Genomic DNA, 26,437 nt, shown 5'->3' on the forward strand with positions numbered 1-26,437 from the left:
CTAGTCCTCCCGAGTCACGCGCAGCAGCTCGTCGAGACTGGTCAGCCCGTCCAGCACCCGTTGGCGACCGTCCTGGAACAGACTGCGCGACATCTGGCGCGCCTCGTTGGCCAAGGCCTGTTCACTGGCGCCCTGGTGAATCAGCGCGGCCAATGCCGGGGTCACGCTGATCAGTTCATAGATGCCAACGCGCCCGCGATAACCGTGCTGACACTGCTCACAGCCCACGGCGCGGAACAGTTGCAACGGCGCCGCGCCCAGCCCCAGACGCTGGCAGGCAGTCGCATCCGCGCTATAAGGCGCCTTGCAATGAGGGCATAAGGTGCGCAGTAATCGCTGGGCCAAAACCCCCACCAGCGACGAAGCCAGCAGGTAGGCATCGACCCCCATGTCTACCAGGCGCGTCACCGCGCCGACCGCACTGTTGGTGTGCAGCGTCGAGAGCACCAGGTGACCGGTCAGGGAAGCCTGCACGGCAATTTCAGCTGTCTCGCGGTCACGGATTTCGCCGACCATCACCACGTCCGGATCCTGACGCAGGATCGCTCGCAAGCCCCGGGCAAAGGTCATGTCGACTTTCGGGTTGACCGGCATCTGCCCTACGCCCGGCAGGTGGTACTCAATGGGATCTTCGACCGTGAGGATGTTGCGGGTCTGGTCGTTCAGACTGTTGAGCGCGGCGTACAGGCTGGTGGTCTTGCCGGAACCGGTGGGCCCGGTCACCAGCAGAATGCCGTGGGGTTTGCCCAGCAAGTGACGCAGGTCGCGCAGGATGTCCTCCGGCATGCCCAGCCGCGACAGTTCAAGGCGCCCGGCCTGTTTGTCGAGCAAGCGCAGTACCACCCGTTCGCCGTGTGCCGAGGGCAGGGTCGAGACCCGCACATCGACTTCATGCCCGGCCAGGCGCAAGGCCATCCGGCCATCCTGGGGCACGCGTTTTTCAGCGATATCCAGGCGCGCCATGACCTTGATGCGCGACACCAGCAGCGTCGCCAATTCGCGTCGAGGCCGGAGCATTTCCCGTAATTGTCCGTCGACCCGCATGCGCACCGACAGGTACTGCTCGAAGGTTTCCAGATGCACATCGGAAGCGTGCTCGCGCATGGCCTCGCTGAGCAGCGCATTGATCAAGCGGATGATCGGCGCGTCGCCCTGCTGTTCCAGCAGATCAGCGGTTTGCGGCACCTTGTCCACCAGGCTGAGCAGGTCCAGCTCTTCGTCGAGCCCTTGGGCCACCTGCTCGGCGGCACTCTGGCCCTCGCGGTAGGCGGCCGCCAGGCGTGTGGCAAATACCTCGGAGGCCAGCACCCGTAGCGGCAGCTCGCGAGCACATACCCGGCGGGCTTCCGCCAAAGCGGTGAGCGGCGTATCGGCCCGCACCGCGAGGCTCGATTCGCCGCCTTCGCACTCCAGCAGCACACCGAACCGACGGGCGAAACCAAAGGGCAGTTGGGTCATGGCGTGTTCGGCGCCGGCTTGCGCAGGTCGAACATCGGCGCATCGGAAACCGGTTCGAACAGCTGACGTGAATCCGCCGGCAGCAGCAACGAGTTGTTATCCAGCGCCCCCGACTGGCTCAAATCACGCAGCGCGTTGTAACGTTGCTGGCTGATGCCGCTCAGGTCTTCCTTGCTGCGCACGATCGTGGGCCGCAGGAACACCATGAGATTGCTTTTGCTCTGGGTGTCCCGGTTCCAGCGAAACAGAGCGCCCAGGTAGGGAATATCCCGCAGCAGCGGCACCCCGCTTTTCTGGGTCCTGACGCTGTCCCTGATCAACCCGCCAATCACGATGATTTCGCCATCGTCGGCCAGGATGGTGCTCTTGAGGGCGCGCTTGTTGGTGATCAGGTCCGAAGAGTCGATGCCTGATACCGAGGGTGCGATGTCCGACACTTCCTGCTCGACCTCCAGCCGCAGCGTCGAGCCTTCGTTGATGTAAGGCTTGATCTTCAGGCTGATGCCCACGTCCTTGCGTTCGACGGTGGTGAACGGATTGTCCGCACCGTTGCTGTTGGTGGCGTAGGAGCCGGTCTTGAACGGGACGTTCTGGCCGACGATGATGTGCGCTTCCTGGTTGTCCAGGGTCAACAGGCTTGGTGTAGAAAGCAGGTTGCTGTGTGTGTTGCTGGCCAGGGCCGAAATCAACGCGCCAAAGCGATCACTGCCCAGGCGCAAAATCGCGCCTTCGGGTGCGGATTTTTTCTCGTCGAAATTCAAGCCGCCAACAATCGGGATATCGGTGCCGGGAAAATTGATGAAGCCTTTCGCATCCCCCGTACTAAAGCCCCATTGCACGCCAACGGCCTCGGCGATGTCCCCGGAAATCTCGACGATGGCGGCATGGATCAGTACCTGCGCGCGCGGCTGGTCCAACTGGCGCACGATGCTTTCGATGGTCCTGACCTGCTCCGGCTCGGCGATCAGCACCAGCGCATTCTGGCTTTCGTCGGCCTTGATCATGAAGGCCGTGCCAGGCGCTGTGTCCTTGCTGCTGCCAAGGGCTGGAGGCGCTTTTCGGCCTTGTCCCATGCTTTCCAGAATTTCCGCCAATTGCTTGGCATCGCTGTGACGCAGGCGGATCACCCGGGCATTGTCCGTAGTCGCCGTGGCAGGAACATCGAGACCGCGTGCCAACTCGGCCAAGCGTTGGCGAACGGCTGACGGGCCAATCAGGATCAGGCGGTTGGTTCTGCTGTCGGCCAATACCTGGATCGCGCTCTCGGCAGTGCGCTTGCCCAGGGAAGCTTCCATCACGGGGGCCACGTCACTGGCCCGGGCGTGGCGCAATTGCACCACCGCGTGCATGTTGCCTTGTCCGGAATCCAGCTGGCGGATGACCTGGACGATGCGATGCGCGTTGGCCGCCGTCTCCGTGACCACTACCGCATTGGCCGAAACGGACGGTCCGACATAACCGTTGGCCGAGACCAATGGCCGGACCAGCCCGGCGATGTCGGCGGCACTGCTGTTATTGAGCTCGATCACCCGGGTGACAAATTGCGAGGGCGTTGCGTTTTTTGCAGGGCTGGTGCCGGCGCGCGTCCTGGCTTCGGTTACTGGCGTGATCAGGATCCGGTCACCTTCATCGATCACCGTGAAGTTGTGGGCGTCGAGCACCCCGTAGAACAAGCGGCGGACGCCTTCGCGATCAAGGGCTTGTTGAGACATGACGGTGATGCGTCCGGAGACCCTGGGATCAAGCACCACGGTGGTTCCCAAAATGCCGGAGATCTCTTCGACGATGTCGCGCAGCTCGGCGTTGTTCATCGCCAGCTGCCACTTTTCTTGCGCCGCCTGCGACGTACCCGACAAGGCCAGGCTCGCCAGAACGACAAGTACAAGCATGGAGCGCAAGGCCTGCACGCCAATGAAACAGTTCATGATGTTGATCACTCTGACGGCCCGGAAACCGGGCGTAGATAACGCGTAGAAATAGCCGAAGCCTGGCTGTCGCCTGGCGACCCGAGTCGGCGAAGGAAACGCGCGACAGGCGGTTGCAGCGTTAATCGCTCTTCCCGCCCCTTGTTCCACAGCACCACTTGATTGGCTTCGACGCGACGCAGGACGCTGCCACCGGGCAAGCGTTCGCCCACCAGGTACATACGCGAGCCTTGGGCATCGGCGAGCAACGCTTTGGACAAACCGTTGCTGAGGATAAAACTGGCCTGCAAGGTCAGCGGCTCGGCACTGGCCAGCAATGAGGTGCCTTGCGTCAGCCCCAGCACCGCTGCCACCGCAGTAGCATCCAGCGCTACAGGGGCGGGAACAGAGGCTGGCGCCACCACCGGCAGCGGCGGCGAGGCGAGGCGCTCACGAAAGTGCCACTCCTGCCAGATCAGCAGCGCTGCATAACCCAGCGGCATGACCAGCAGGCCAAGACGGCTCATCACCTTCCCCGAATTCTTCACGAGTGGCTCACTCGAGCCGTTCGATAACCCGAAACCGTCATTTGCAACTCGATAAAAAAGTGAAGCTTCAGGCAACCTTTTCAGGTCACCTGAAGTACTGCGAGGGACTTAGAGTTTGTCCCAGGCCATGTGCCAATGCGGACCGATGCCAGTACCAGGTTTGAAACCATTGGCAGACGGGCTGTACTGCTTGCAATAACCGGACGCGGGGAATGGCTTGCACTCAAAGACTTCATTAGTCTTCGGCTGCAACACCTTGGTACCGGCGGTGTACTCGCTGAGGCCTTCCGGGAACACGAAGTCGTAGTCGGCACCGGCGCCTTCACCGGTCAGTTGGGTCACCTGGGTATCCTGGCGGATGGTCCGGCCATCCAGGGTCGTGCCGACCAGCGTCAGGGTGTGCTTGCCGGGGTTGCTGCGAACATCGATGGCCAGCCAGGACGAGCCGCTGTCCGCTTGCGCGGAAGTGGAACCTACCGGCTTGTTGCCCTCATCGAACAGCGTCGCTTCGACGTTCATCTTGCGATTGGAAAGGATACTGAAATCGATCCTGGCCACACCTTTTTCCAACAGATACTCAGCTTGCCGGGAAGCGACCGACAGTCGAGCCGCAGCATCTTCCTGCATCTTCAACTGCACTTCGTAGCGTATTACGCCGCTGTCTTTTTGCGCATACACGCTGTTGTTGCCCTTGACCGGTTCGATCGTGCCGTTTTCATCTCGGACGCCCGCACGGATAAGGGCATGAGCCTTGTTGATGGCTTCTGCCAACTTGAACGACCAGTTGTTTGGCGCGCCTTCCTCTGCACTATTGATGGAGATTTCAACGCTGTAGTCGGGGCTTTCGCCATTAGCGGTGAACGCGCGGGCCTTGACCTTGTCACCGACCAGCAACGAGGTTGACGGCGCGATACTGCCCACGGAAGACCAACCGCCCGGAAGTTCCGGCTCGGCAAGGATGTTCACATCCGCGGCATTATAAAAAGCTGCATCGGTATCACCGACCGTCCAGATCGCCAGGATGACGTGTTGACCGGTTTTGTCGTTGGGGATGTTGCAGTTGTGTTTGGCACCCGACTCCGGCCTCTGGTTGCTGCCATCGATGGTGCAGAACGGCGTGCTTTCGAACGTTGCCCGCTTGAGTGCTTCGTTCGGGTTCCAGCCGTTGCGGGTGATGAAATACTCATGTTTGGTGGCCGGATGCACAGCCGTGTAGCGCCACTGGAAATCGATGTTGCGATCCTTGATTTCCGTCATCTGCCAACGGGTGGCCGATTGGGCGTCCAGCGCCGAGAACAACGAGTGACCACCACTCGGGATCTTGCCATCGACCGGCCCTTGCAGAGGCGCGCCGCCAACACCTGCAGGAAAACCCTTGAAGGTTTCACCGACACTTTGAGGTTCGTATTGGGCGCCACCGCAATTGGTATTCACGCCTTTTTGGCAAAGCAGTGCACGGGAAGGCGGTACTTCCAGATAGCCATGCGCGGAAACACTTTGTGACGCCAACATTGCCGATAACAGGATCATTGAAGAAGTGCAGGCGGCCGATGCACTTCCCTTGTAGTTAGTATTTTTCATCCAATAAATTCCAGACTGCTTATCGAAGATCAGGGCGCGTATTGCTTGCGCCGTTAAATGCAATTGAGCTCAACAATGGTGAGCACTGATCTGTAAATCTACTTGGATGAAAGCGATTTATATGTAGGGAAAATCGCTACTTACACGAGGACTTTTCCATTTAATTGTTTATCTGACACAAAATGAAAAAAATCTTACAAGAGGCAACCATTAGATTGGAGAGAAAAACTTAGTATAAAAAAGCCCGCCCGGCACCAGGCCGGACGGGCTATATACAATTTGAACGCAATTATTCGTGATACTGCGCCGACAACTCATGCACCGCGCGCAGGAAGGCGCCGGCATGTTCCGGATCGACTTCCGGGGTGATCCCATGGCCGAGGTTGAACACGTGGCCGCTGCCCTTGCCGTAGCTGGCGAGGATGCGTCCGACTTCGGCGCGGATCGCTTCCGGCTTGGCGTAAAGCACGGTTGGGTCCATGTTGCCTTGCAGGGCAACTTTGCTGCCGACACGTTCACGGGCGCTGCCGATGTCGCAGGTCCAGTCCAGGCCCAGTGCATCCGCGCCAGCGTCGGCGATGCTTTCGAGCCACAGGCCACCATTCTTGGTGAACAGGATGACCGGCACCTTGCGGCCTTCGTGCTCGCGGATCAGGCCGCTGACGATTTTCTTCATGTAGGCCAGGGAGAATTCCTGGTACGCCGCCGCCGAGAGGCTGCCACCCCAGCTGTCGAAGATCTGCACCGCTTGCGCACCGGCCATGATCTGGCCGTTGAGGTAGCTGGTGACGGTCTGCGCGAGCTTGTCCAGCAGCAGGTGCAAGGCTTGCGGGTTGTCGTAGAGCATGGTTTTGGTCTTGCGGTAGTCTTTCGACGAGCCGCCTTCGACCATGTAGGTGGCCAGGGTCCACGGGCTGCCGGAGAAGCCGATCAGCGGCACGCGGCCGTTCAGTTCGCGGCGGATGGTGCTGACCGCGTCCATCACATAGCCCAGGTCCTTGTGCGGATCAGGAATCGGCAGGGCCTCGATGTCGGCCAAGGTGCTGACGACTTTCCTGAAGCGCGGACCTTCGCCGGTTTCAAAGTACAGGCCTTGGCCCATGGCATCGGGAATGGTCAGGATGTCGGAGAACAGGATCGCCGCGTCCAGCTGCGGATAGCGGTCGAGCGGTTGCATCGTGACTTCGCAAGCGAACGCCGGGTTCATGCACAGGCTCATGAAATCGCCGGCCTTGGCACGGCTGGCGCGGTATTCAGGCAGGTAGCGACCGGCCTGACGCATCATCCACACGGGGGTGACGTCTACGGGTTGCTTGAGCAGGGCGCGCAGGAAACGGTCGTTCTTCAGGGCAGTCATGTCGGCATCCGGAAAAAAAGTGCGGGCATTTTCTCAGAGCCGGACGTAAAAGGCACGGATGCAGGTCAGCCTTTTGTCTATCGGGTCAATTTGTCGCGCTGAAATGCAGGCTTTGCAGCACCCCAAAACACTGTGGGAGCTGGCCTGCCGGCAATGCAGACACCTCGGTTTGTCAGATAAACCGAGGTGCCTGCATCGCCGGCAGGCCAGCTCCCACAGGTATTGCATTCCAGGATTGGAAGTTGATCAGACGCCCAGGTAATCCAGAATCCCTTCAGCCGCATTACGGCCTTCGAAGATCGCCGTCACCACCAGGTCGGAACCGCGCACCATATCGCCACCGGCGAAGATTTTCGGGTTGCTGGTCTGGTGCTTGTACTGGCCTTGTTCCGGAGCGACGACGCGGCCCTGACTGTCGGTCTGGATGCTGAACTGCTCGAACCACGGCGCCGGGCTTGGGCGGAAACCGAAGGCGATGACCACGGCGTCGGCCGGGATGATCTCTTCGGAGCCCGGGATCGGCTCGGGGCTGCGACGGCCACGGGCGTCCGGTTCGCCGAGACGGGTCTCGACCACTTTCACGCCTTCGACCTTGTCTTCGCCAACGATGGCGATCGGCTGGCGGTTGTAGAGGAATTTCACGCCTTCTTCCTTGGCGTTCTTCACCTCTTTGCGCGAGCCCGGCATGTTCGCTTCGTCACGACGATAGGCGCAGGTCACCGATTTGGCGCCCTGGCGGATCGAGGTTCGGTTGCAGTCCATCGCCGTGTCGCCACCGCCCAGTACCACGACCTTCTTGCCTTTCATGTCGACGAAATCTTCCGGCGACTTTTCAAAGCCCAGGTTGCGGTTGACGTTGGCGATCAGGAAGTCCAGCGCGTCGTACACGCCCGGCAGGTCTTCACCGGCGAAGCCGCCCTTCATGTAGGTGTAGGTGCCCATGCCCATGAATACGGCATCGTATTCTTCGAGCAGTTGCTCCATGGTCACGTCCTTGCCCACCTCGGTGTTGAGGCGGAACTGGATGCCCATGCCAGTGAAGACTTCGCGGCGATTGCTCAGCACGGTCTTTTCCAGCTTGAACTCGGGGATGCCGAAGGTCAGCAGACCGCCGATTTCCGGGTTCTTGTCGAACACCACCGGAGTCACGCCGCCGCGCACCAGCACGTCGGCACAGCCCAGGCCCGCCGGGCCCGCACCGATGATCGCGACACGCTTGCCGGTCGGCTTGACCTTGGACATGTCCGGGCGCCAGCCCATGGCGAACGCGGTGTCGGTGATGTACTTCTCCACCGAACCGATGGTCACCGCGCCGAAGCCGTCGTTGAGGGTGCAGGCACCCTCGCACAGACGGTCCTGCGGGCACACCCGGCCGCAGACTTCCGGCAGGGTATTGGTCTGGTGCGACAGTTCGGCGGCCTGGAGGATGTTGCCCTCGGCCACCAGCTTCAGCCAGTTGGGAATGAAGTTGTGCACCGGGCACTTCCATTCGCAATACGGGTTACCGCAACCCAGGCAGCGGTGGGCCTGGTCGGCCGACTGCTGGGGTTTGAACGGTTCGTAGATTTCCACGAACTCTTTCTTGCGTTGACGCAACAGTTTCTTCTTCGGATCCTTGCGCCCGACCTCGATGAATTGGAAGTCGTTGCTGAGTCGTTCGCCCATCTTCAAAACCTCTTACACGACAGCTTCAAGCTCTAAGCTTCAAGCTGCAAGACAATCACGGTGGCAGGCACAACGCGCACTGCTGTTAACTTGCGGCTTGAAGCTTGCCGCTTGCTGCTGCGTCGTTTACTGCGGATTCGCACGAGTACTGGAGAGCAGAGATTTCAGACTCGCCGCCTTAGGTTTGACCAGCCAGAAACGACGCAAGTAATCATCGAGGTTCTCGGCGAGCTCACGACCCCACTCGCTGTCGGTTTCCTCGACGTACTCGTTCAGCACGCGTTGCAGGTGGCTACGGTAGGCTTCCATCGCCTCGCCGCTGATCCGCTGGATTTCCACCAGTTCGTGGTTGACCCGGTCAACGAATGTGTTGTCCTGGTCGAGCACGTAGGCGAAACCGCCGGTCATGCCAGAGCCGAAGTTATAACCGGTCTTGCCCAGGACGCAGACGAAACCACCGGTCATGTACTCGCAGCAGTGATCGCCAGTGCCTTCCACGACCGTGTGGGCACCGGAGTTACGCACGGCAAAACGCTCACCCGCGGTACCGGCGGCGAACAGCTTGCCGCCAGTGGCGCCGTACAGGCAGGTGTTGCCGATGATGGCACTGTCCTGGGTCTTGTAGATGCTGCCCTTGGGCGGAACGATCACCAGCTTGCCGCCGGTCATGCCCTTGCCGACGTAGTCGTTGGCGTCACCTTCCAGGTACATGTTCAGGCCGCCGGCGTTCCACACACCGAAGCTTTGACCGGCCGTGCCTTTGAAGCGGAAGGTGATCGGCGCGTTGGCCATGCCCTGGTTGCCGTGCTTGCGCGCGATGTCACCGGAGATCCGCGCGCCGATGGAACGGTCGCAGTTGCAGATATCCAGGGCGAATTCGGCGCCGCTCTTGTCGTTGATCGCCGAGGTGGCCATGTCGACCATTTTCTCGGCCAGCAGGCCCTTGTCGAACGGCGGGTTGCGCTCCACGCCGCAGAACTGTGGCTTGTCCGCCGGCACGTGGTCGCTGCCCAGCAACGGAGTCAGGTCGAGGTGATGCTGCTTGGCGGTCTGGCCTTCAAGGACTTCCAGCAGGTCGGTACGGCCGATCAGCTCTTCGAGGGAGCGCACGCCCAGCTTGGCCAGCCACTCACGGGTTTCTTCGGCGACGTAGGTGAAGAAGTTCACCACCATGTCGACGGTACCGATGTAGTGATCCTTGCGCAGCTTCTCGTTCTGGGTCGCGACGCCGGTGGCGCAGTTGTTCAGGTGGCAGATGCGCAGGTATTTGCAGCCCAGGGCGATCATCGGCGCGGTGCCGAAGCCGAAGCTTTCAGCGCCGAGGATGGCCGCCTTGATCACGTCGAGGCCGGTTTTCAGGCCGCCGTCGGTCTGCACCCGGACTTTGCCGCGCAGGTCGTTGCCGCGCAGGGTCTGGTGGGTTTCGGCCAGGCCGAGTTCCCACGGAGCGCCCGCGTATTTGATCGAGGTCAGCGGCGATGCACCGGTACCGCCATCGTAGCCGGAGATGGTGATCAAGTCCGCATAGGCCTTGGCCACACCGGCGGCGATGGTGCCGACGCCCGCTTCCGCTACCAGCTTCACCGAGACCAGCGCCTTCGGGTTGACTTGTTTCAAGTCGAAAATCAGCTGCGACAAGTCTTCGATCGAGTAGATGTCGTGGTGCGGTGGCGGCGAGATCAGGGTCACGCCCGGTACTGCGTAACGCAGCTTGGCGATCAGACCGTTGACCTTGCCCCCTGGCAGCTGACCGCCCTCGCCTGGCTTGGCGCCCTGGGCGACCTTGATCTGCAGCACTTCAGCGTTGACCAGGTATTCCGGGGTTACACCGAAACGGCCGGTGGCAACCTGCTTGATTTTCGAGCTCTTGATGGTGCCGTAGCGCGCCGGGTCTTCGCCGCCTTCACCGGAGTTGGAACGCGCACCAAGGCGGTTCATGGCTTCGGCCAGGGCTTCGTGAGCTTCAGGCGACAGGGCGCCCAGGGAGATACCGGCGGAGTCGAAGCGCTTGAGCACCGACTCCAGCGGTTCGATCTCGCTGATATCCAATGGCGTGTCGAGGGTTTTGACTTTCAGCAGGTCGCGGATCATCGACACCGGGCGGTTGTCCACCAGCGATGTGTATTCCTTGAACTTGCTGTAGTCGCCCTGCTGCACAGCGGCTTGCAGGGTGTTGACCACATCCGGGTTGTAGGCGTGATATTCGCCACCGTGGACGAATTTCAGCAGGCCGCCCTGCTGGATCGGCTTGCGCGGGCTCCAGGCTTCGGTGGCCAGGGCTTTCTGCTCGGCTTCGATATCGACGAAACGCGCACCCTTGATGCGGCTCGGTACGCCCTTGAAGCTCAGGTTGCAGACTTCCTCGGACAGGCCGATGGCTTCGAACAGTTGAGCGCCACGGTACGACGTGATGGTCGAGATACCCATCTTCGACAGGATCTTCAGCAGGCCCTTGGTGATGCCTTTACGGTAGTTCTTGAACACCTCGTAGAGGTCGCCCAGCACTTCACCGGTACGGATCAGGTCGCCCAGCACTTCATACGCCAGGAACGGATAAACGGCAGAGGCGCCGAAACCGATCAGCACGGCGAAGTGGTGCGGGTCACGCGCGGTTGCGGTTTCCACCAGGATGTTGGAGTCGCAACGCAGGCCCTTCTCGGTCAGGCGGTGGTGTACCGCACCGGTGGCCAGGGAGGCGTGGATCGGCAACTTGCCCGGGGCAATGTGACGGTCACTCAGGACGATCTGCGTACGACCGGCGCGCACGGCTTCTTCAGCCTGATCGGCAACGTTGCGGATCGCAGCTTCCAGACCGATGCTTTCGTCGTAGTTGAGGTCGATTTTCTGGCGTTCGAAGCCCGGACGATCGAGGTTCATCAGCGAGCGCCACTTGGCCGGGGAAATGACCGGCGAGCTGAGGATCACGCGCGAAGCGTGTTCCGGCGACTCCTGGAAGATGTTGCGCTCGGCACCGAGGCAGATCTCCAGCGACATGACGATGGCTTCACGCAGCGGGTCGATCGGCGGGTTGGTCACCTGCGCGAACTGCTGGCGGAAATAGTCGTACGGCGTACGCACGCGCTGGGACAGCACGGCCATCGGCGTATCGTCGCCCATCGAGCCTACGGCTTCGTAGCCTTGCTCGCCCAGTGGACGCAGCACCTGGTCGCGCTCTTCGAACGTGACCTGGTACATCTTCATGTATTGCTTGAGCTGATCGACGTCGTAGAACGCCGAACCGTGGTCGTTGTCCTCCATGGTCGCCTGGATGCGCAGGGCATTCTTGCGCAGCCATTGCTTGTACGGATGACGGGACTTCAAGCGGTTGTCGATCGCATCGGTGTCGAGGATCTGACCGGTTTCGGTGTCCACGGCAAAGATCTGGCCCGGGCCAACGCGGCCCTTGGCGATCACGTCTTCAGGCTGGTAGTTCCAGACACCGATTTCCGACGCCAGGGTGATGAAACCGTTCTTGGTGGTGACCCAACGCGCCGGACGCAGACCGTTACGGTCGAGCAGGCACACCGCGTAGCGACCGTCGGTCATTACCACGCCGGCCGGGCCGTCCCACGGTTCCATGTGCATCGAGTTGTATTCGTAGAACGCACGCAGGTCCGGGTCCATCGTCTCGACGTTCTGCCACGCAGGCGGAATGATCATCCGCACGCCACGGAACAGGTCGATGCCACCGGTGACCATCAGCTCCAGCATGTTGTCCATGCTCGAGGAGTCGGAACCGACGCGGTTGACCAGCGGGCCGAGCTCTTCCAGGTCCATCAGGTCGTTGCTGAACTTGGTGCGACGGGCCACGGCCCAGTTGCGGTTGCCGGTGATGGTGTTGATTTCGCCGTTGTGCGCCAGGAAGCGGAACGGTTGAGCCAGCGGCCATTTCGGCAGGGTGTTGGTGGAGAAGCGCTGGTGGAACACGCAAATCGAAGTTTGCAGGCGCTCATCGCTCAGGTCTGGATAGAAGGCGGTCAGGTCCGCCGGCATCATCAGGCCTTTGTAGATGATGGTCTTGTGCGAAAAGCTGCAGACGTAGTGGTCGGTATCGGCGGCGTTGGCCACCGATGAACGACGACGGGAGGTGAACAGCTTGACGGCCATGTCCTGGTCGCTCAGGCCTTCGCCACCGATGTACACCTGCTCGATCTGTGGCAGGCGCTCAAGGGCCAGGCGGCCGAGGACGCTGGTGTCGATCGGCACTTTGCGCCAGCCGACGAGGGACAGGCCGGCAGCCAGGATCTCGCGGTTCATGTTCTCGCGAGCAGCCTCGGCTTTGACCGGGTCCTGGTTGAAGAAGACCATGCCCACCGCGTATTGCTTGGGCAGTTCGACGCCGAACGTTTCCTGGGCGATGGCTCGCAGGAATACGTCCGGCTTTTGAATCAGCAGACCGCAACCGTCACCGGTCTTGCCGTCAGCATTAATCCCACCGCGGTGGGTCATGCAGGTCAGGGCCTCGATGGCCGTTTGCAAAAGGGTATGACTGGGCTCGCCCTGCATATGGGCAATCAGGCCGAAACCGCAGTTATCCTTGAATTCATCTGGTTGGTACAGACCTGCTTTCATAGACACTTTCTCACCAGGCTGCCTCTTGTCGAGGCAAATTTCTTTTCAATTCAACCACTTACCATCCGCGCCGAACGTACGCCAGCTTTGCGGGGGCAAAAGGGAGGTCATTGTACACACCGACACTTGGCCTCACAAATTTGGCGACGAAATGTCGCAAATCTATGTCGCATTTGTGAAAGGTTTAAAGCGATCCGCTGTGCTAGTCAAAACTTTTTTAATTTTGACCGCAACGACTCAAAGACTACTGTGACGCAGACACCACAAGGCACGCGGCCTGTAGAGGCGGCATGCCGTGCAGAAATATTGAGGTGCTTGGAGAGGCGGCCTGGGTAAGGCCGCCGAATCTTCAGCGAGCTGTTGCCAGTTCCTGTTGGACGCTGGCGACAGAGCGTGGCCAAGGTTTACCAGCCTGAACCTTCGCTGGCAAGGCCTTGATGGCGGAAACGGCTGCATCACGATTGGCGAAACTGCCGTAGGTGATCACGTAGAGCGGTTTGCCGTTGAGGACTTTCTTGAAGTAACGGTACTCGCCGCCCTGCTCCTTGACGAAGCTTTGCGCGGCCGTTTCGGAGCTGGTGCCGAGGATCTGCACCACGTAGTTACCCGGCGCTTGACCTGTGTACCAGGTGCCACCGGCTGCCTTGGCGACGGTCGCTGGTTTCTCGGCCGGTTTGGCGGCAGCGGCGGCTGGCTTGGCCGGCGCTGGGGCCGGAGCAGGCTTGGCAGCCGGTGCTGGCGCTGGCTTGGCGGTAGCGACCTGGGTCGGCGCTGGCGTCGGCTTGGCGGTTGGCGTTGGCGCAGGACCGGCCGGAACGCCTGCTGGCGGTGCAATGGTGGTCACGGTCGGCGGTGTCGCGCTGGAACCCTCGACCGGCACGCCGTCATCGCCCTCGGTGATGCCACCCGCCGCTTCGGCCAGCGGCTCACGCATGACCGGTTGCGAATTGCCGACCAACGGCAATGGCGTTGGCTGCGTGTTGCCGGCGAATTCAACGGCCGGAGCACCACCCGCTTGTGGCGAACCCTGGCCGAGCGGCAGTTGCGCCTGTTCGTTGGCAGGCGCCCCCGTGGTCGGTGCTTTGCTGCGACCCGGCATCAACCAGGCGGCAGCTACCGCGACCACAACGACGGCGGAAATCGCCAATACGTGTTTCTTCGGCATATTGAACCCCATACTTGGACGCTTAACCGCGGAGCGGCTGGCAATCATGGCTTCGATCATCGCATCGCGGGCAACCTGGTTGATGTTGCCAGGCCAACCCTCGGAGCTTTCGTGAATATCAGAGATCTGATTTGCGGTGAAAAGTTCGATACCCCGGCCAGCGCCTTCGAGCCGCTGGTCGAGGTATTCGCGGGTTTCCTCTTCGGTGTAAGGCTGCAGCTCGATGACGTGGAAGCGCTCTTCCTCGAGTTGCAAAGCCTCGAGCTGGGCGATCATCGACGACTCGCCGAACAGGAACACATGTGGACGGCCTTCCGGCGCACCCGCGGCCAGGGCCATCAAGGCTTCGAGCGCGGACACGTCGAGCTGCTCGGCATCATCGACCAGCAGATAGACTTCCTGCCCGGTGAGAGCCAGCTGCACCACCTGTTTGAGGATTGCACCGATCTCGGCCTGGGCAACGTTCAGTGCCTGGGCGACCTGGTGCAACAGGCCAGCCGAATCACCGGCACCACGGGCGGAAACCACCACGCTCTGCACGGTCTGCTTGTTGGTGCTGGCCACCAGGGCCTGACGCAGCAGGGTCTTGCCGCTGCCATGTGGACCTGTAACCACCAATAGCAACTGGCTATACCTCGCCAGATGGTGCAACTGCCCCAGCACCGGCTTGCGCTGGGCTGGGAAAAATTTGAAGCCAGGAACCCGTGGAGCAAAAGGGTCATGACTCAACTGGTAGTGGCCGAGGAAAGCCTCGTCGGCATGCAAACTAGTCATCGCGTTCTTATTAACCTTTAAGCTGAGCCAGGGCGCGGTAATCCGCTCCCAGCGTGGCCTGTAGAACCTCTTTCGGATAATCGTCGGTCACCACCGCTTCGCCCATGTGGCGCAGCAGCACCAGGCGCAAACGACCGTCGATCACTTTCTTGTCAATTGCCATGTGTTCGAGAAAATCAGCTTCCGTCATTTCTTCCGGCGGGATGACCGGCAGGCCGGCGCGCTGGAACAGGCGAATGCCGCGATCGCGTTCCTGTTCGGTGATCCATCCCAGGCGCGCGGACATTTCCAGAGCCATTACAGTGCCAGCAGCCACTGCCTCTCCATGCAACCAGACACCATAGCCCATATGGGTTTCGATGGCGTGACCGAAGGTGTGACCCAGGTTGAGCGTTGCCCGCACGCCGGTCTCCTTCTCGTCGGCGCCGACCACGGCCGCCTTGGCCGCACAGGAGCGCTCGATGGCATAGGTCAGGGCTTGCTGATCCAGATTGCGCAGGCGGTCGACGTTTTCTTCGAGCCAGGTGAGGAACGGCTCGTCGCAAATCAGCCCGTACTTGATGACTTCGGCCAGGCCGGCGGACAGCTCGCGTGCCGGCAGGGTATTGAGGGAGGCGGTGTCGATCAGTACGACGTTCGGCTGATAGAAGGCACCGACCATGTTCTTGCCCAGCGGATGGTTGATCCCGGTCTTGCCACCCACCGAAGAGTCGACCTGGGACAGCAGCGTGGTCGGAACCTGGATGAAGTCGACACCGCGCTGGTAGCAAGCCGCCGCGAAACCGGCCATGTCGCCAATCACGCCGCCACCCAAGGCGATCACCGTGGTGCGTCGATCATGCCGCGCGGTCAGCAGGCCATCGAAGATCAGCTGCAGGGTTTCCCAGGTCTTGAAGGCTTCGCCGTCGGGCAGCACCACGGAAATCACCGAGAACTGCGCAAGGCTGCGGGTCAGACGTTCAAGGTAGAGCGGCGCGACGGTTTCATTGGAAATGATCGCCACTTGCCGTCCGCGAATATGCGGGGCCAGCAGCTCGGGCTGGTCCAACAAACCTTCGCCAATATGAATCGGGTAGCTGCGCTCGCCTAGATCGACCTTGAGTGTCTGCATGTGTCCCCACAGTGAAGATGGAATCAGGCAACCTGCCTTGAGTTAACGAATGTCTACGGCCACTGTTGTGTGACGCCGTTCGTCGGCCGTTCGCCACAACCTTGAGCGGTCATGGCTGGACGCCGAGGATAGCGCATTTCGGGCGGCGCTTTAACGGGGCGGCAATTGCTGCAGACGCTCCAGGATATCGAGCACGACCATTCGCGGCGGTCGTTCATCCGTTTCCACCACCAGATCGGCAATTTCCCGATACAGGGGGTCACGGATCGCCAACAGATCCCTCAGGGTCTTGGCCGGATCGGCCGTGCGCAGCAATGGCCGATTGCGGTCGCGGGACGTGCGGCCGACCTGCTGCTCGACAGAGGCATGCAGGTAGACCACCCGTCCGCCGGCGCGCAGCGCCCGACGATTGGCTTCGCGCATGACTGCCCCGCCGCCGGTCGCCAGCACCACGCCGTCGTAATCGCACAGCTCGGCGATCATTGCCTGCTCGCGCTCACGAAAGCCCGGTTCGCCTTCCTTGTCGAAGATCCATGGGATATTGGCGCCCGTGCGTAATTCAATTTCCTTATCGGAATCTTTGAATGGCAAGCGCAACTCTTTGGCCAGCAATCGGCCGATGGTGCTTTTTCCAGCCCCCATCGGTCCTACAAGTATCAAATTTCGCACAGAATCAACGACTCACAGCAATCGCCTGGTTATTCATGATACGCGGAGTGAGAAACACCAACAGCTCGGATTTTTTCTCCGAAACCACGTCGCGCCGGAAAAGGCGGCCAAGATACGGCACATCGCCAAGAAATGGCACCTTATCTACAACCTTGCTCTGAGTATTTGAGAAAACACCGCCAATGACGATGGTCTCGCCATCGTTGACCAGGACCTTGGCGTTGACCTCGTTTTTCTTGATCGGCGGCACGTCCTGGACCTTGTTCAGGTAGTCCGGCTCATCCTTGGTGACCTTGACCTCCATGATGATCCGGTTGTCCGGCGTGATCTGCGGCGTCACCTCCAGCGACAGCGACGCCTCCTTGAACGAGACCGAGGTTGCGCCGCTGGAGCTGGCTTCCTGGTAGGGAATCTCGGTGCCCTTGAGGATCTTCGCGGTCTCCTTGTCGGAGGTGACCACCTTGGGTTGCGAGACGATTTCGCCGTTACCGGTCTTTTCCATGGCCGTCAATTCAAGGTCCAGCAAGACGTTGTCGGTGATGAAGGCAATGCCAATGCCCGACGTATTGTTGGCGACCCCCAGGTCGACGAACGGCGAGCTGGCGCTGCTGTCGTTGGCGCCGTTACCGACACCGGAGGCATTCCAGTTGCCTTTCTTGATCGCGCCACCCCAGCGCACGCCAAGGCTCTTGTCGTAGTCGACGTTGGCTTCGACGATGCGCGCCTCGATCATCACCTGACGCACCGGGATATCCAGCTGCGCAACGATTCGCCGCAGTTCGTCGAGACGGTCCTGGGTCTGGTAGGCAATGATGTTGTTGGTGCGCTCATCGACGGTGATCGATCCCCGTTCGTCGGCTTTCGCCTCGGCACTGGTCACCGACTGGAACAGTTTGGCGATATCGGCCGCCTTGGCGTAATTGACCTGCAAAAGCTCCCGACGCAGCGGCGCCAGGTCGGCAATCTGCTTCTGCGACTCCAGCTCCTGACGTTCACGGGCCGCAATTTCGTCGGCTGGCGCGACGAGCAGCACATTACCCACCTTGCGCTTGTCCAGGCCCTTGGTTTTCAGCACCAGGTCCAGTGCCTGGTCCCAGGGTACATTTTGCAGGCGCAGGGTAATGCCCCCCTGCACCGTGTCACTGGCGACCAGATTGAGGTTGGTGAAATCGGCGATCAGTTGCAGCACTGAGCGCACGTCGATGTCCTGGAAATTCAGCGAGAGCTTTTCACCGGTGTAGGCATTGCGGTCGGCGTTGCGCTTTTGCAGGTCGTCGACCGTCATCGGGCGGACGCTGACGGTCAGCTTGTTGTCGGTCTGATAGGTTGAGTAATCGAAGGCGCCGCCGGGTTCAATGGTGATCGTCGCCTTATCCCCGCTGGCACTGGCATTGACGAACTGAACCGGGGTGGCGAAATCCTTGACGTCCAGGCGTACGCGCAATGGCTCGGGCAATCGGGTCCTGGCAAATCCGAGAATGATCTTGCCTTCGCGTTCCTGAATATCCGGTGCAATGGACGGGTCCGACAGATCAATCACGACATTGCCTTCGCCCTGGGTACCACGCTGGAAATCCACTGCACGAATGGCCTTGCTCGCCGGCGCAACCGCGCGCTTGGGCGCCGGAACCGGGACGGCGGTAGCGGCCGCCCGCGGGGTCGGGCTTTTGCCACCCTGCCCGACCACGACAAAGAGGCTGTTGCCTTCGACCCGGAAGTCATAGGGGCTCAACTGGTTCAGATTGATGATCAGCCGCGCACGGTCCTTGGCCTCTACCACCGTCGCGCTGCGGGCATTGCCATTGCCCAGGTCGCGAGTCTTGCTCGCCAGCTGACTGACCACGCCGGGAAGATCCAGGGCAATCCTGGCGGGAGATTCCGTGGTGTAGCCACGGGGCGCCGGGGGTGGCTCGTCGAACACCAGCTTCAACTCGACGCGATCTCCCGGCAACGCGGCGACATCCAGCGTCTTGAGGGTGGCCGCTTGTACCATCGGCGACAGCAACGCTATCCATAGCGATACTCCGAGGGCGGAGAAAATCCTGTTCATCGTACGGGTTCCACTATGAATGCTCTTTCAAAGGAAGGGTCCGCGGTCGCTCCAGCCAGGCACCTTCGCCGTCGGGAACGATTTCCACCACATCGACTTGCGAACCGCTGATGGCGACAATCCGGCCATCGTTACGCCCCAGGTAATCACCGACTTTCAGCCGATGCACCCCACCGGCGCCGCGCAACAAGGCAAAGGAGCCCGTGGCATTGGAGAGGGTACCGACCATTTCAAACTGCTCGATATTGAAGCCCTCGAGGTACTGCTTTACCCGGTTGGGGTCCGGCTGGACATAACGCGCGCCCTGCTTGAGTGCCAGATCGACTTTGATCTGCCGGGAAAACGGGCTGCGCAGGTTGGCGGCGTTATAGGTGAATGTGGGGTAAGACCGGAATGTCGGCGTTGGTTCAATCTTGCCCGGTGCCCGCAGGCGCATTTCGTTCATGTAGGCGTCCAGGTCACTGACATCATCGCCGCCGCCACAGCCCGCCAATACGACCATCAACATCACCGGCGAAAAACCACGAAGCCGGCTCATCATTGCAGCCCCTTGTCGTTGTAACGGTAGGTCTTGGCCAGGATGCTCATGCGTAACTTCGGACCGGCGTCGGGATTGATCGGCGCCAGGTCGAAATCATGCAGGGTGACGATACGCGGCAATCCGGCCACGCCACTGACGAACGTGGCCAGGTCGTGATAGGCGCCGGTGACCGTGATCTGGATCGGCAACTCGATGTAGAACGGCTGGGAGACCTCCGGCAGCAGCTTGATCTCTTCGAACTCCAGGCCACTGCCCAGCCCCGTTCGCGTGATGTCTTCCAGCAAGCCGGGGACTTCGGTGTCGCTGGGCAGTTGCCGTAACAGTACGCCGAAGGAGTTTTCCATCTCCTTCATCTGCTGGGTGTAGAGCTGCAGATTCGCCGCCATGTGGGATTTGCTGGCAAATTGCTCCTTGAGGGTAGATTCCTCCTCGCGCTTGAGTTCGAGCTGATGTTCCAGCTCGCTCGTGGAAAAGTTGTAGCCGATCGACAGCACCAGGATCGCGACCACAATGCCCATCAGGATTTTGATCGCGGGTGGCCAGGAACCCATGTTGCTGCTGTCCAGCTCGTTGATGTCGATCCGGCGCAACCCTTCGATCCATTCGGACGGACTCATTCGCTGTCCTCCCCAGCCGCAGGCTGGGTCTGACGAACGGTCAACTGAAAAACGTTGGTCTGGTCGACTTGCCCCGCGGTCGTCGCCTTGACTTCAGTGAGACTGGGCGCATCGAACCAGTCGGACTGGTCCAGGTTACGCATCAGGTCTGAAACACGGTTGTTCGATTGCGCCGCACCGGTGATGGACAAGGTCTTGCCGGCCATTTTGACTTCAGTGAAATACACGCCATCGGGCAAGGTCCGCGCCAGCTGATCAAAAATTCGCCCGCTGATCGGGCGATTGCCCTGCAGGTCCTGGATGATGCGCATACGCTCGACCAACTGCTGACGACGAGCCTTGAGATCACTGATCTGCTTGATCCGCTCGTCGACCACGGCGATCTGCTTGCCGATGTAATCGTTACGCGCAATCTGCCGCTCGATGGCGCTGCTGATGACCTGGTTGGCCATGAGCAATGCACCTGCCGATCCCGCCAGCACACCCACCAACACCAGGAGAAAGCGCTTGCGCCGCTGCTCACGCCGCTCTTCGCGCCAGGGTAATAGATTGATCCGGGCCATCAGTCGAAACTCCTGAGGGCCAGCCCGCAAGCAATCATCAGCGCGGGCGCATCGCTGGCCAGGGCCGCGGCGTTGACCTTGCTGCTCAAGGTCATGTCGGCAAACGGATTGGCCACCCGGGTCGGCGTACCCAATTGCTGCTCGATCAACTGGTCCAGACCGGACACCGACGCGGTCCCGCCCACCAGCAGTATGTGGTCGACCGCGGTGTAATGGCCCGAAGCAAAGAAGAACTGCAACGAACGCGACACTTGCTGCACCAGGGCCTCACGAAACGGCTGCAACACAACGCTGACATAATCGTCCGGCAAACCGCCCTGCTTCTTCGCCAGGCCGGCCTGCTCGACGGTCAGGCCGTATCGGCGCTGAATGTCCTCGGTGAGCTGGCGGCCACCAAACAATTGCTCGCGGGTGTAGATGATCCGCCCGTCATGCAGCACGCTCAGGGTGGTCATGGTTGCTCCAACATCGACCACCGCCACCAGTCGCCCTTGCAAGCCCCCTCCCTGGCTCTTCAGCAAGCTGAACGATCGCTCCAGGGCATAGGCCTCGACGTCGACCACGCGCGCAGTCAGGCCCGCCAGGGCCAGGGCTGCCTCACGGATTTCGACGTTTTCCTTGCGACAGGCGGCCAGCAACACGTTGACCCGCTCAGGATTGCGCACTGACGCGCCCTGGACTTCGAAATCGATGGCCACTTCGTCCAGCGGATAAGGAATGTACTGATCGGCCTCGATCTTCAGCTGGTCTTCCATCTCGTCGTCGGAAAGGCCGGCATCCATCTCGATGGTCTTGGTGATCACCGCCGAACCGGCCACGGCCACGGCAACGCCCTTGAGACTGGTGCGAGCCTTGGCCAGCACACGCGTCAAGGCCTGGCCCACGCCATCGAGCTCGGCGATATTTTTCTCGATGACCACACTGGGGGGTAACGACTCGACCGCGTAGGCTTCGACACGATAGCCATTGCCCTGCCGGCTCAGCTCCAGCAGCTTCACCGATGTCGAGCTGATATCGATGCCAAGGAGCGACCTGGCCTTTTTATTGAAGAGTCCTGGCACTAACAATTTCCCTATGACTTTCCGTGTGTTACGGACTCCATAACGGGGGTTGCGTTCAAACCACCCGTCTTGACAGCAGCGCAAATAACGCCATGGACGGAAAAATGCTTATAATGCCCAGCGTTTTTTTCCGCTTTTTCTCAAGCGCGGGTCGTTCGCCTTTAGCCTGAACCCTGATGCCAAATTCATTTTTTACCCTGGATGTCCAAAAGCCTTGATTCGTCTGCTGAAATTTTTCGGTTGGTCCATCGTCGCCGTATTCTGCGGACTGCTTCTGGGTCTGAGTGGGGCGTTTCTTTACCTTAGTCCCGGATTACCGTCCGTAGAGGCACTGAGAAGCATCCAGTTGCAGATCCCTTTGCGGGTCTACAGCAGCGATAACAAGTTGATCGCAGAATTCGGCGAAATGCGCCGCACACCGATCCGTTTCGCCGACATTCCCCCCAACTTCATTAATGCGTTACTAAGTGCTGAAGACGACAACTTCGCCAACCATTACGGCGTCGATCCCAGCAGCCTGATGCGTGCCGCCACGCAACTGGTGAAAAGCGGCCATATCCAGTCCGGCGGCAGCACTATCACCATGCAGGTGGCAAAAAACTTCTTCCTGACCAGCGAACGCAGCTTCTCGCGCAAAACCACCGAGATCCTCCTGGCCCTGCAGATCGAACGACAGCTGACCAAGGACGAAATCCTCGAGCTCTACGTCAACAAGATCTATCTGGGCAACCGTGCCTACGGCATCGAAGCGGCGGCGCAGGTGTATTACGGCAAGTCGATTCGCGACATCAGCCTGGCGCAGATGGCGATGATCGCCGGCCTGCCCAAGGCTCCTTCACGCTTCAACCCGCTGGCCAATCCGGCCCGCAGCAAGGAGCGTCGCGACTGGATCCTGGGGCGCATGTACAAGCTGGGCAAGATCAGCGAAGCCGACTACACCACCGCCGTCAACGAGCCCCTGAACGCCAGCTATCACGTGCCGACGCCGGAAGTGAACGCGCCCTACATCGCCGAGATGGCCCGCGCCGAAATGGTCGGTCGCTATGGCAGCGATGCATACACCGAAGGTTTCCGCGTTACCACCACGGTGCCGAGCAACCTTCAGGAAATGGCCAACACCGCCGTCCACGAAGGCTTGATGACCTATGACCAGCGTCATGGCTATCGGGGCCCCGAGTCCCGCCTGCCGGGCAAGACGCGCGAGGCGTGGGCAACCGAACTGACCAAGCAACGCACCATCAGCGGCCTTGAACCGGCCATCGTCACCCAGGTCGACAAGAGCGGCCTGCAGGTGCTGACCCGCACCGGCAGCGAACACGTTGGCTGGGACAGCATGAAATGGGCTCGCCCGTTCCTGAACACCAACAGCATGGGCGCCAATCCGAAACAACCGTCGGACGTAGCCCAGGTCGGCGACCTGATTCGCGTGCAGCGCCAGGCGGACAACTCGCTGAAATTCAGCCAGATCCCCCAGGCCCAGGGCGCACTGGTCTCCCTTGACCCGCAAAACGGCGCCATCCGCTCGCTGGTCGGCGGTTTCGCCTTTGAGCAGAGCAACTACAACCGCGCCCTTCAGGCCAAGCGCCAGCCGGGTTCGAGCTTCAAGCCGTTCGTCTACAGCGCGGCACTGGATAACGGCTACACCGCCTCCAGCCTGGTGAACGACGCACCGATCGTGTTTGTCGACGAGTACCTGGACAAGGTCTGGCGTCCGAAAAACGATACCAACACCTTCCTCGGTCCGATCCGCCTGCGCGAAGCGCTCTACAAGTCGCGCAACCTGGTTTCGATCCGCCTGCTACAGGCGATGGGCGTTGGCAAGACCATCGACTACATCAGCCGCTTTGGCTTCAACAAGCAGGACCTGCCGCCCAACCTGTCCCTGGCCCTGGGTACCGCAACCCTGACGCCGATGGAAATCGCCACGGGCTGGAGCACCTTCGCCAACGGCGGCTACAAGATCACCCCGTACATCATCGACAAGATCGAAAGCCGCAACGGCGACACGCTGTTCGTCGCCAACCCGCCCAGCGTGCCAAAAGGCGCTGTCGCGACCGACGGAATCGCCGCACCTGCCGCCGAAGCCTTTACGGTCAATGCAACACCTGGCCAGGTGCCGGGCGAGCAATCGGCAGCGCAAACGCCCGCCGTGGCTGAGCGTATTGTCGATGGACGGACAACCTACATCCTCAACAGCATGCTCGAAGACGTGATCAAACTCGGTACCGGCCGTCGCGCGCTGGCACTGGGTCGTGGCGACATCGCCGGCAAGACCGGCACCACCAACGAGTCCAAGGACGCCTGGTTCTCCGGCTACAACGCCGATTACGTCACCACCGTCTGGACGGGCTTTGACCAGCCCGAGAGCCTGGGTCGCAAGGAGTTTGGCGGCACCGTCGCCCTGCCGATCTGGATGAACTACATGGGCGCTGCGCTCAAAGACATGCCGCCACACACCCAGCCAGAGCCGGAAGGCATCCTCAGCCTGCGGGTAGACCCTGTCAGTGGCCGTGCAGCCACTCCAGGCACGCCAGGAGCCTACTTCGAACTGTTCAAGGTCGAAGATACGCCGCCGACGGGCAATGAGCTGGGCAACGGCAATGCGCCAGGCAGCCCGCTGCCGGCGGATGAAGCGGCACCGATCGATTTGTTCTGATCGCAGGACCAACAGAAAGCCCCGCTCTTCTTCAGAAAGCGGGGCTTCTTTTTACCCGGGCTTCCTGCCAGACCATCGCCAGCAGGCTGGCTCCCACAGGGAACGCATTCCAATGTGGGAGCTAGCCTGCTGGCGATGGCCTGACAGACAATACAAAACCATCAGGCATAAAAAAGCCCCGACTTTCACAAGCCGGGGCTTTTGGTTGAAGCGCTACAACGACTTAGCCGTTGAACACGTCATCCACGCTTTTCAGCGGGTAGTTCTTCGGATACGGCAGGGTTGCCACGCCGGTCTCGATTGCGGCCTTGGCCACGGCATCGGAGATCACGGTGATCAGGCGAGCGTCCATTGGTTTCGGAATGATGTACTCACGACCGAATTCCAGCTTGATGCCGCCGTAGGCGTCGCACACTTCCTGAGGTACTGGCAGCTTGGCCAGTTCGCGCAGGGCGTTGGCCGCAGCCACTTTCATCTCTTCGTTGATGCGCTTGGCGCGAACGTCCAGGGCGCCACGGAAGATGAACGGGAAGCCTAGAACGTTGTTGACCTGGTTCGGGTAGTCCGAACGACCGGTGGCCATGATCACGTCGTCACGGGTGGCGTGCGCCAGCTCCGGGGAGATTTCCGGATCCGGGTTCGAGCAAGCGAACACGATCGGGTTGGCTGCCATGGACTTCAGGCCTTCCGGGCTCAGCAGGTTCGGGCCAGACAGGCCGACGAACACGTCTGCGCCTTGCAGGGCGTCTGCCAGGGTGCGCTTGTCGGTCGCGTGAGCGAAGACGGCCTTGTACTGGTTCAGGTCGTCACGGCCGGAGTGAATCACGCCGGTACGGTCGACCATGTAGATGTTTTCGATGTTGGCGCCCATGCTCACCAGCAATTTCATGCAGGAGATGGCGGCCGCACCGGCACCCAGGCAGACGATCTTGGCGTCAGCCAGGGTTTTGCCGGCGATTTCCAGGGCGTTGATCATGCCGGCCGCGGTCACGATGGCGGTGCCGTGCTGGTCGTCGTGGAATACCGGGATGTCGCACTGCTCGATCAGGGCACGTTCGATCTCAAAGCACTCAGGTGCCTTGATGTCTTCCAGGTTGATGCCACCGAAGGTGATGGAGATGCGCTTGACGGTGTCGATGAAGGCTTGCGGGCTTTCGGAATCGACTTCGATGTCGAAAACGTCGATGCCGGCGAAGCGCTTGAACAGTACGCCCTTACCTTCCATCACTGGCTTGGAAGCCAATGGGCCGAGGTTACCCAGGCCCAGAATCGCGGTGCCATCGGAAATGACTGCAACCAGGTTGCCTTTGCCGGTGTATTTGTAGGCCAGCTCAGGATCGCGGGCGATCTCGCGTACTGGTTCAGCTACGCCGGGGCTGTAGGCCAGCGACAGGTCGCGGGCGGTAGCGGTGGCCTTGGTGAGCTCGACACTCAGCTTCCCTGGACGAGGATTGGCGTGATATTCGAGAGCGGCAGTTTTCAGATCAGACATTTTGGCATTCCGCTTTTACTGTTGGACAGACTGGTCAGCGAGGATACGCGCCTGGCAAAATCCCCACAAGACTGACCGGTCACCCCTGTCAAGCGCCCGCCCCTACGACTTTGGGCCAAGAGCCACGGAACACAAGGGATAGACTGTTCACAATCCCCTTAAAAAATGTCTACAATATTTTGAGATTGGCCCGTGCAGCCAAATCACAGACACAAAAAAGGCGTCCCGGGGGACGCCTTTTTCATCAGCATGGCAAAACAGTGACGTTTTCCCAGGTTGATCGGCCTTAGGCCTTTTTCGCACCGAAAGCACCGAAACGGTCTGCGAAGCGCTGAACGCGGCCGCCAGTGTCCAGAGTCTTCTGCTTACCGGTGTAGAACGGGTGGCATTCGTTGCAAACGTCGATCGCCAGGGCTTTGCCGAAGGTCGAACGGGTTTCGAACTTGTTGCCGCAGCTGCAGGTAACAGCAACTGCTGGGTATTCTGGATGGATATCAGCTTTCATGGTGTTTTCCTCAGGCTAGCGTGCCGCCACCCAACACTATTGTTGAATACCGCACGTAATTAGGCCGCGGATTCTACCAGACAATGCCAATCACGCAAGCTGTCCCTCAAACCGGTCGTCTGCTAGGCTCCCGACCCAAAGCGCGATC

Annotated in this window: 18 protein-coding genes; 1 reads left to right on the forward strand and 17 read right to left on the reverse strand. The window is 60.5% G+C overall.

What is annotated here, in order from left to right; all coding sequences use genetic code 11:
* The 15 genes from gspE to NPS56_RS19380 all read right to left on the reverse strand — a co-directional run bounded on the left by gspE (position 1) and on the right by NPS56_RS19380 (position 21,636).
* Positions 1 to 1,458 (reverse strand): type II secretion system ATPase GspE, encoded by a 1,458-nt coding sequence (gene gspE, locus NPS56_RS19310; protein ID WP_274076086.1) that lies wholly within the window; start codon positions 1,456 to 1,458, stop codon positions 1 to 3.
* Positions 1,455 to 3,383, reverse strand: coding sequence for a type II secretion system secretin GspD (gene gspD, locus NPS56_RS19315; protein WP_274076087.1), 1,929 nt, complete (start codon positions 3,381 to 3,383; stop codon positions 1,455 to 1,457). Before gspD ends, gspE begins: the two co-directional genes overlap by 4 nt.
* 8 nt (positions 3,384 to 3,391) lie before the next feature.
* Positions 3,392 to 3,889, reverse strand: a complete 498-nt coding sequence (locus NPS56_RS19320) for a type II secretion system protein N (protein ID WP_274076088.1) — start codon at positions 3,887 to 3,889, stop codon at positions 3,392 to 3,394.
* 129 nt (positions 3,890 to 4,018) lie between these two features.
* Positions 4,019 to 5,491: an N-acetylglucosamine-binding protein GbpA gene (gene gbpA, locus NPS56_RS19325; RefSeq protein ID WP_274076133.1), complete on the reverse strand. Its 1,473-nt coding sequence runs from the start codon at positions 5,489 to 5,491 to the stop codon at positions 4,019 to 4,021.
* A gap of 289 nt (positions 5,492 to 5,780) precedes the next feature.
* Positions 5,781 to 6,848 carry a uroporphyrinogen decarboxylase gene (gene hemE, locus NPS56_RS19330; RefSeq protein ID WP_274076089.1) on the reverse strand — a complete coding sequence of 356 codons (1,068 nt, stop codon included), beginning with the start codon at positions 6,846 to 6,848 and terminating at the stop codon, positions 5,781 to 5,783.
* Between the two features lie 246 nt (positions 6,849 to 7,094).
* A complete protein-coding gene (locus tag NPS56_RS19335; RefSeq protein ID WP_274076090.1) occupies positions 7,095 to 8,513 on the reverse strand; it encodes an FAD-dependent oxidoreductase in 1,419 nt (472 codons plus the stop codon).
* A gap of 126 nt (positions 8,514 to 8,639) precedes the next feature.
* Entirely contained in the window at positions 8,640 to 13,085 is a 4,446-nt protein-coding gene (gene gltB, locus NPS56_RS19340; RefSeq protein ID WP_274076091.1) for a glutamate synthase large subunit, read from the reverse strand.
* Positions 13,086 to 13,434: 349 nt separating this feature from the next.
* Positions 13,435 to 15,024 carry an SPOR domain-containing protein gene (locus NPS56_RS19345; protein WP_274076092.1) on the reverse strand — a complete coding sequence of 530 codons (1,590 nt, stop codon included), beginning with the start codon at positions 15,022 to 15,024 and terminating at the stop codon, positions 13,435 to 13,437.
* 10 nt (positions 15,025 to 15,034) lie between these two features.
* Positions 15,035 to 16,135 carry a 3-dehydroquinate synthase gene (gene aroB, locus NPS56_RS19350; RefSeq protein ID WP_274076093.1) on the reverse strand — a complete coding sequence of 367 codons (1,101 nt, stop codon included), beginning with the start codon at positions 16,133 to 16,135 and terminating at the stop codon, positions 15,035 to 15,037.
* Between the two features lie 150 nt (positions 16,136 to 16,285).
* Entirely contained in the window at positions 16,286 to 16,804 is a 519-nt protein-coding gene (gene aroK, locus NPS56_RS19355) for a shikimate kinase AroK (RefSeq protein ID WP_032831512.1), read from the reverse strand.
* A 4-nt stretch (positions 16,805 to 16,808) separates the two neighbouring features.
* Entirely contained in the window at positions 16,809 to 18,854 is a 2,046-nt protein-coding gene (pilQ, locus tag NPS56_RS19360; protein ID WP_274076094.1) for a type IV pilus secretin PilQ, read from the reverse strand.
* A gap of 13 nt (positions 18,855 to 18,867) precedes the next feature.
* Positions 18,868 to 19,392 (reverse strand): pilus assembly protein PilP, encoded by a 525-nt coding sequence (locus NPS56_RS19365; protein WP_274076095.1) that lies wholly within the window; start codon positions 19,390 to 19,392, stop codon positions 18,868 to 18,870.
* Positions 19,392 to 20,012 carry a type 4a pilus biogenesis protein PilO gene (locus NPS56_RS19370; RefSeq protein ID WP_274076096.1) on the reverse strand — a complete coding sequence of 207 codons (621 nt, stop codon included), beginning with the start codon at positions 20,010 to 20,012 and terminating at the stop codon, positions 19,392 to 19,394. Before NPS56_RS19370 ends, NPS56_RS19365 begins: the two co-directional genes overlap by 1 nt.
* On the reverse strand, positions 20,009 to 20,575 hold the full coding sequence (locus NPS56_RS19375) for a PilN domain-containing protein (protein WP_274076097.1): 567 nt from the start codon (positions 20,573 to 20,575) through the stop codon (positions 20,009 to 20,011). Before NPS56_RS19375 ends, NPS56_RS19370 begins: the two co-directional genes overlap by 4 nt.
* Positions 20,575 to 21,636 carry a pilus assembly protein PilM gene (locus NPS56_RS19380; RefSeq protein WP_274076098.1) on the reverse strand — a complete coding sequence of 354 codons (1,062 nt, stop codon included), beginning with the start codon at positions 21,634 to 21,636 and terminating at the stop codon, positions 20,575 to 20,577. The genes NPS56_RS19375 and NPS56_RS19380 overlap by 1 nt, the downstream gene beginning before the upstream one ends.
* Before the next feature lie 217 nt (positions 21,637 to 21,853).
* On the opposite strand from NPS56_RS19380, the gene NPS56_RS19385 reads away from it, so the two are divergent.
* Entirely contained in the window at positions 21,854 to 24,292 is a 2,439-nt protein-coding gene (locus tag NPS56_RS19385) for a penicillin-binding protein 1A (RefSeq protein WP_425313638.1), read from the forward strand.
* A gap of 223 nt (positions 24,293 to 24,515) precedes the next feature.
* Here the strand turns inward: NPS56_RS19385 and NPS56_RS19390 are convergent, their stop codons facing one another.
* The gene (locus NPS56_RS19390; protein ID WP_274076100.1) at positions 24,516 to 25,784 is read right to left on the reverse strand and encodes a malic enzyme-like NAD(P)-binding protein; all 1,269 of its coding nucleotides are present in this window, start codon (positions 25,782 to 25,784) and stop codon (positions 24,516 to 24,518) included.
* A gap of 286 nt (positions 25,785 to 26,070) precedes the next feature.
* The gene (rpmE, locus tag NPS56_RS19395) at positions 26,071 to 26,289 is read right to left on the reverse strand and encodes a 50S ribosomal protein L31 (RefSeq protein ID WP_008047849.1); all 219 of its coding nucleotides are present in this window, start codon (positions 26,287 to 26,289) and stop codon (positions 26,071 to 26,073) included.
* Positions 26,290 to 26,437 lie beyond the last annotated feature (148 nt).

Source organism: Pseudomonas putida (assembly GCF_028682635.1).
GTDB classification, from domain to species: domain Bacteria; phylum Pseudomonadota; class Gammaproteobacteria; order Pseudomonadales; family Pseudomonadaceae; genus Aquipseudomonas; species Aquipseudomonas putida_AE.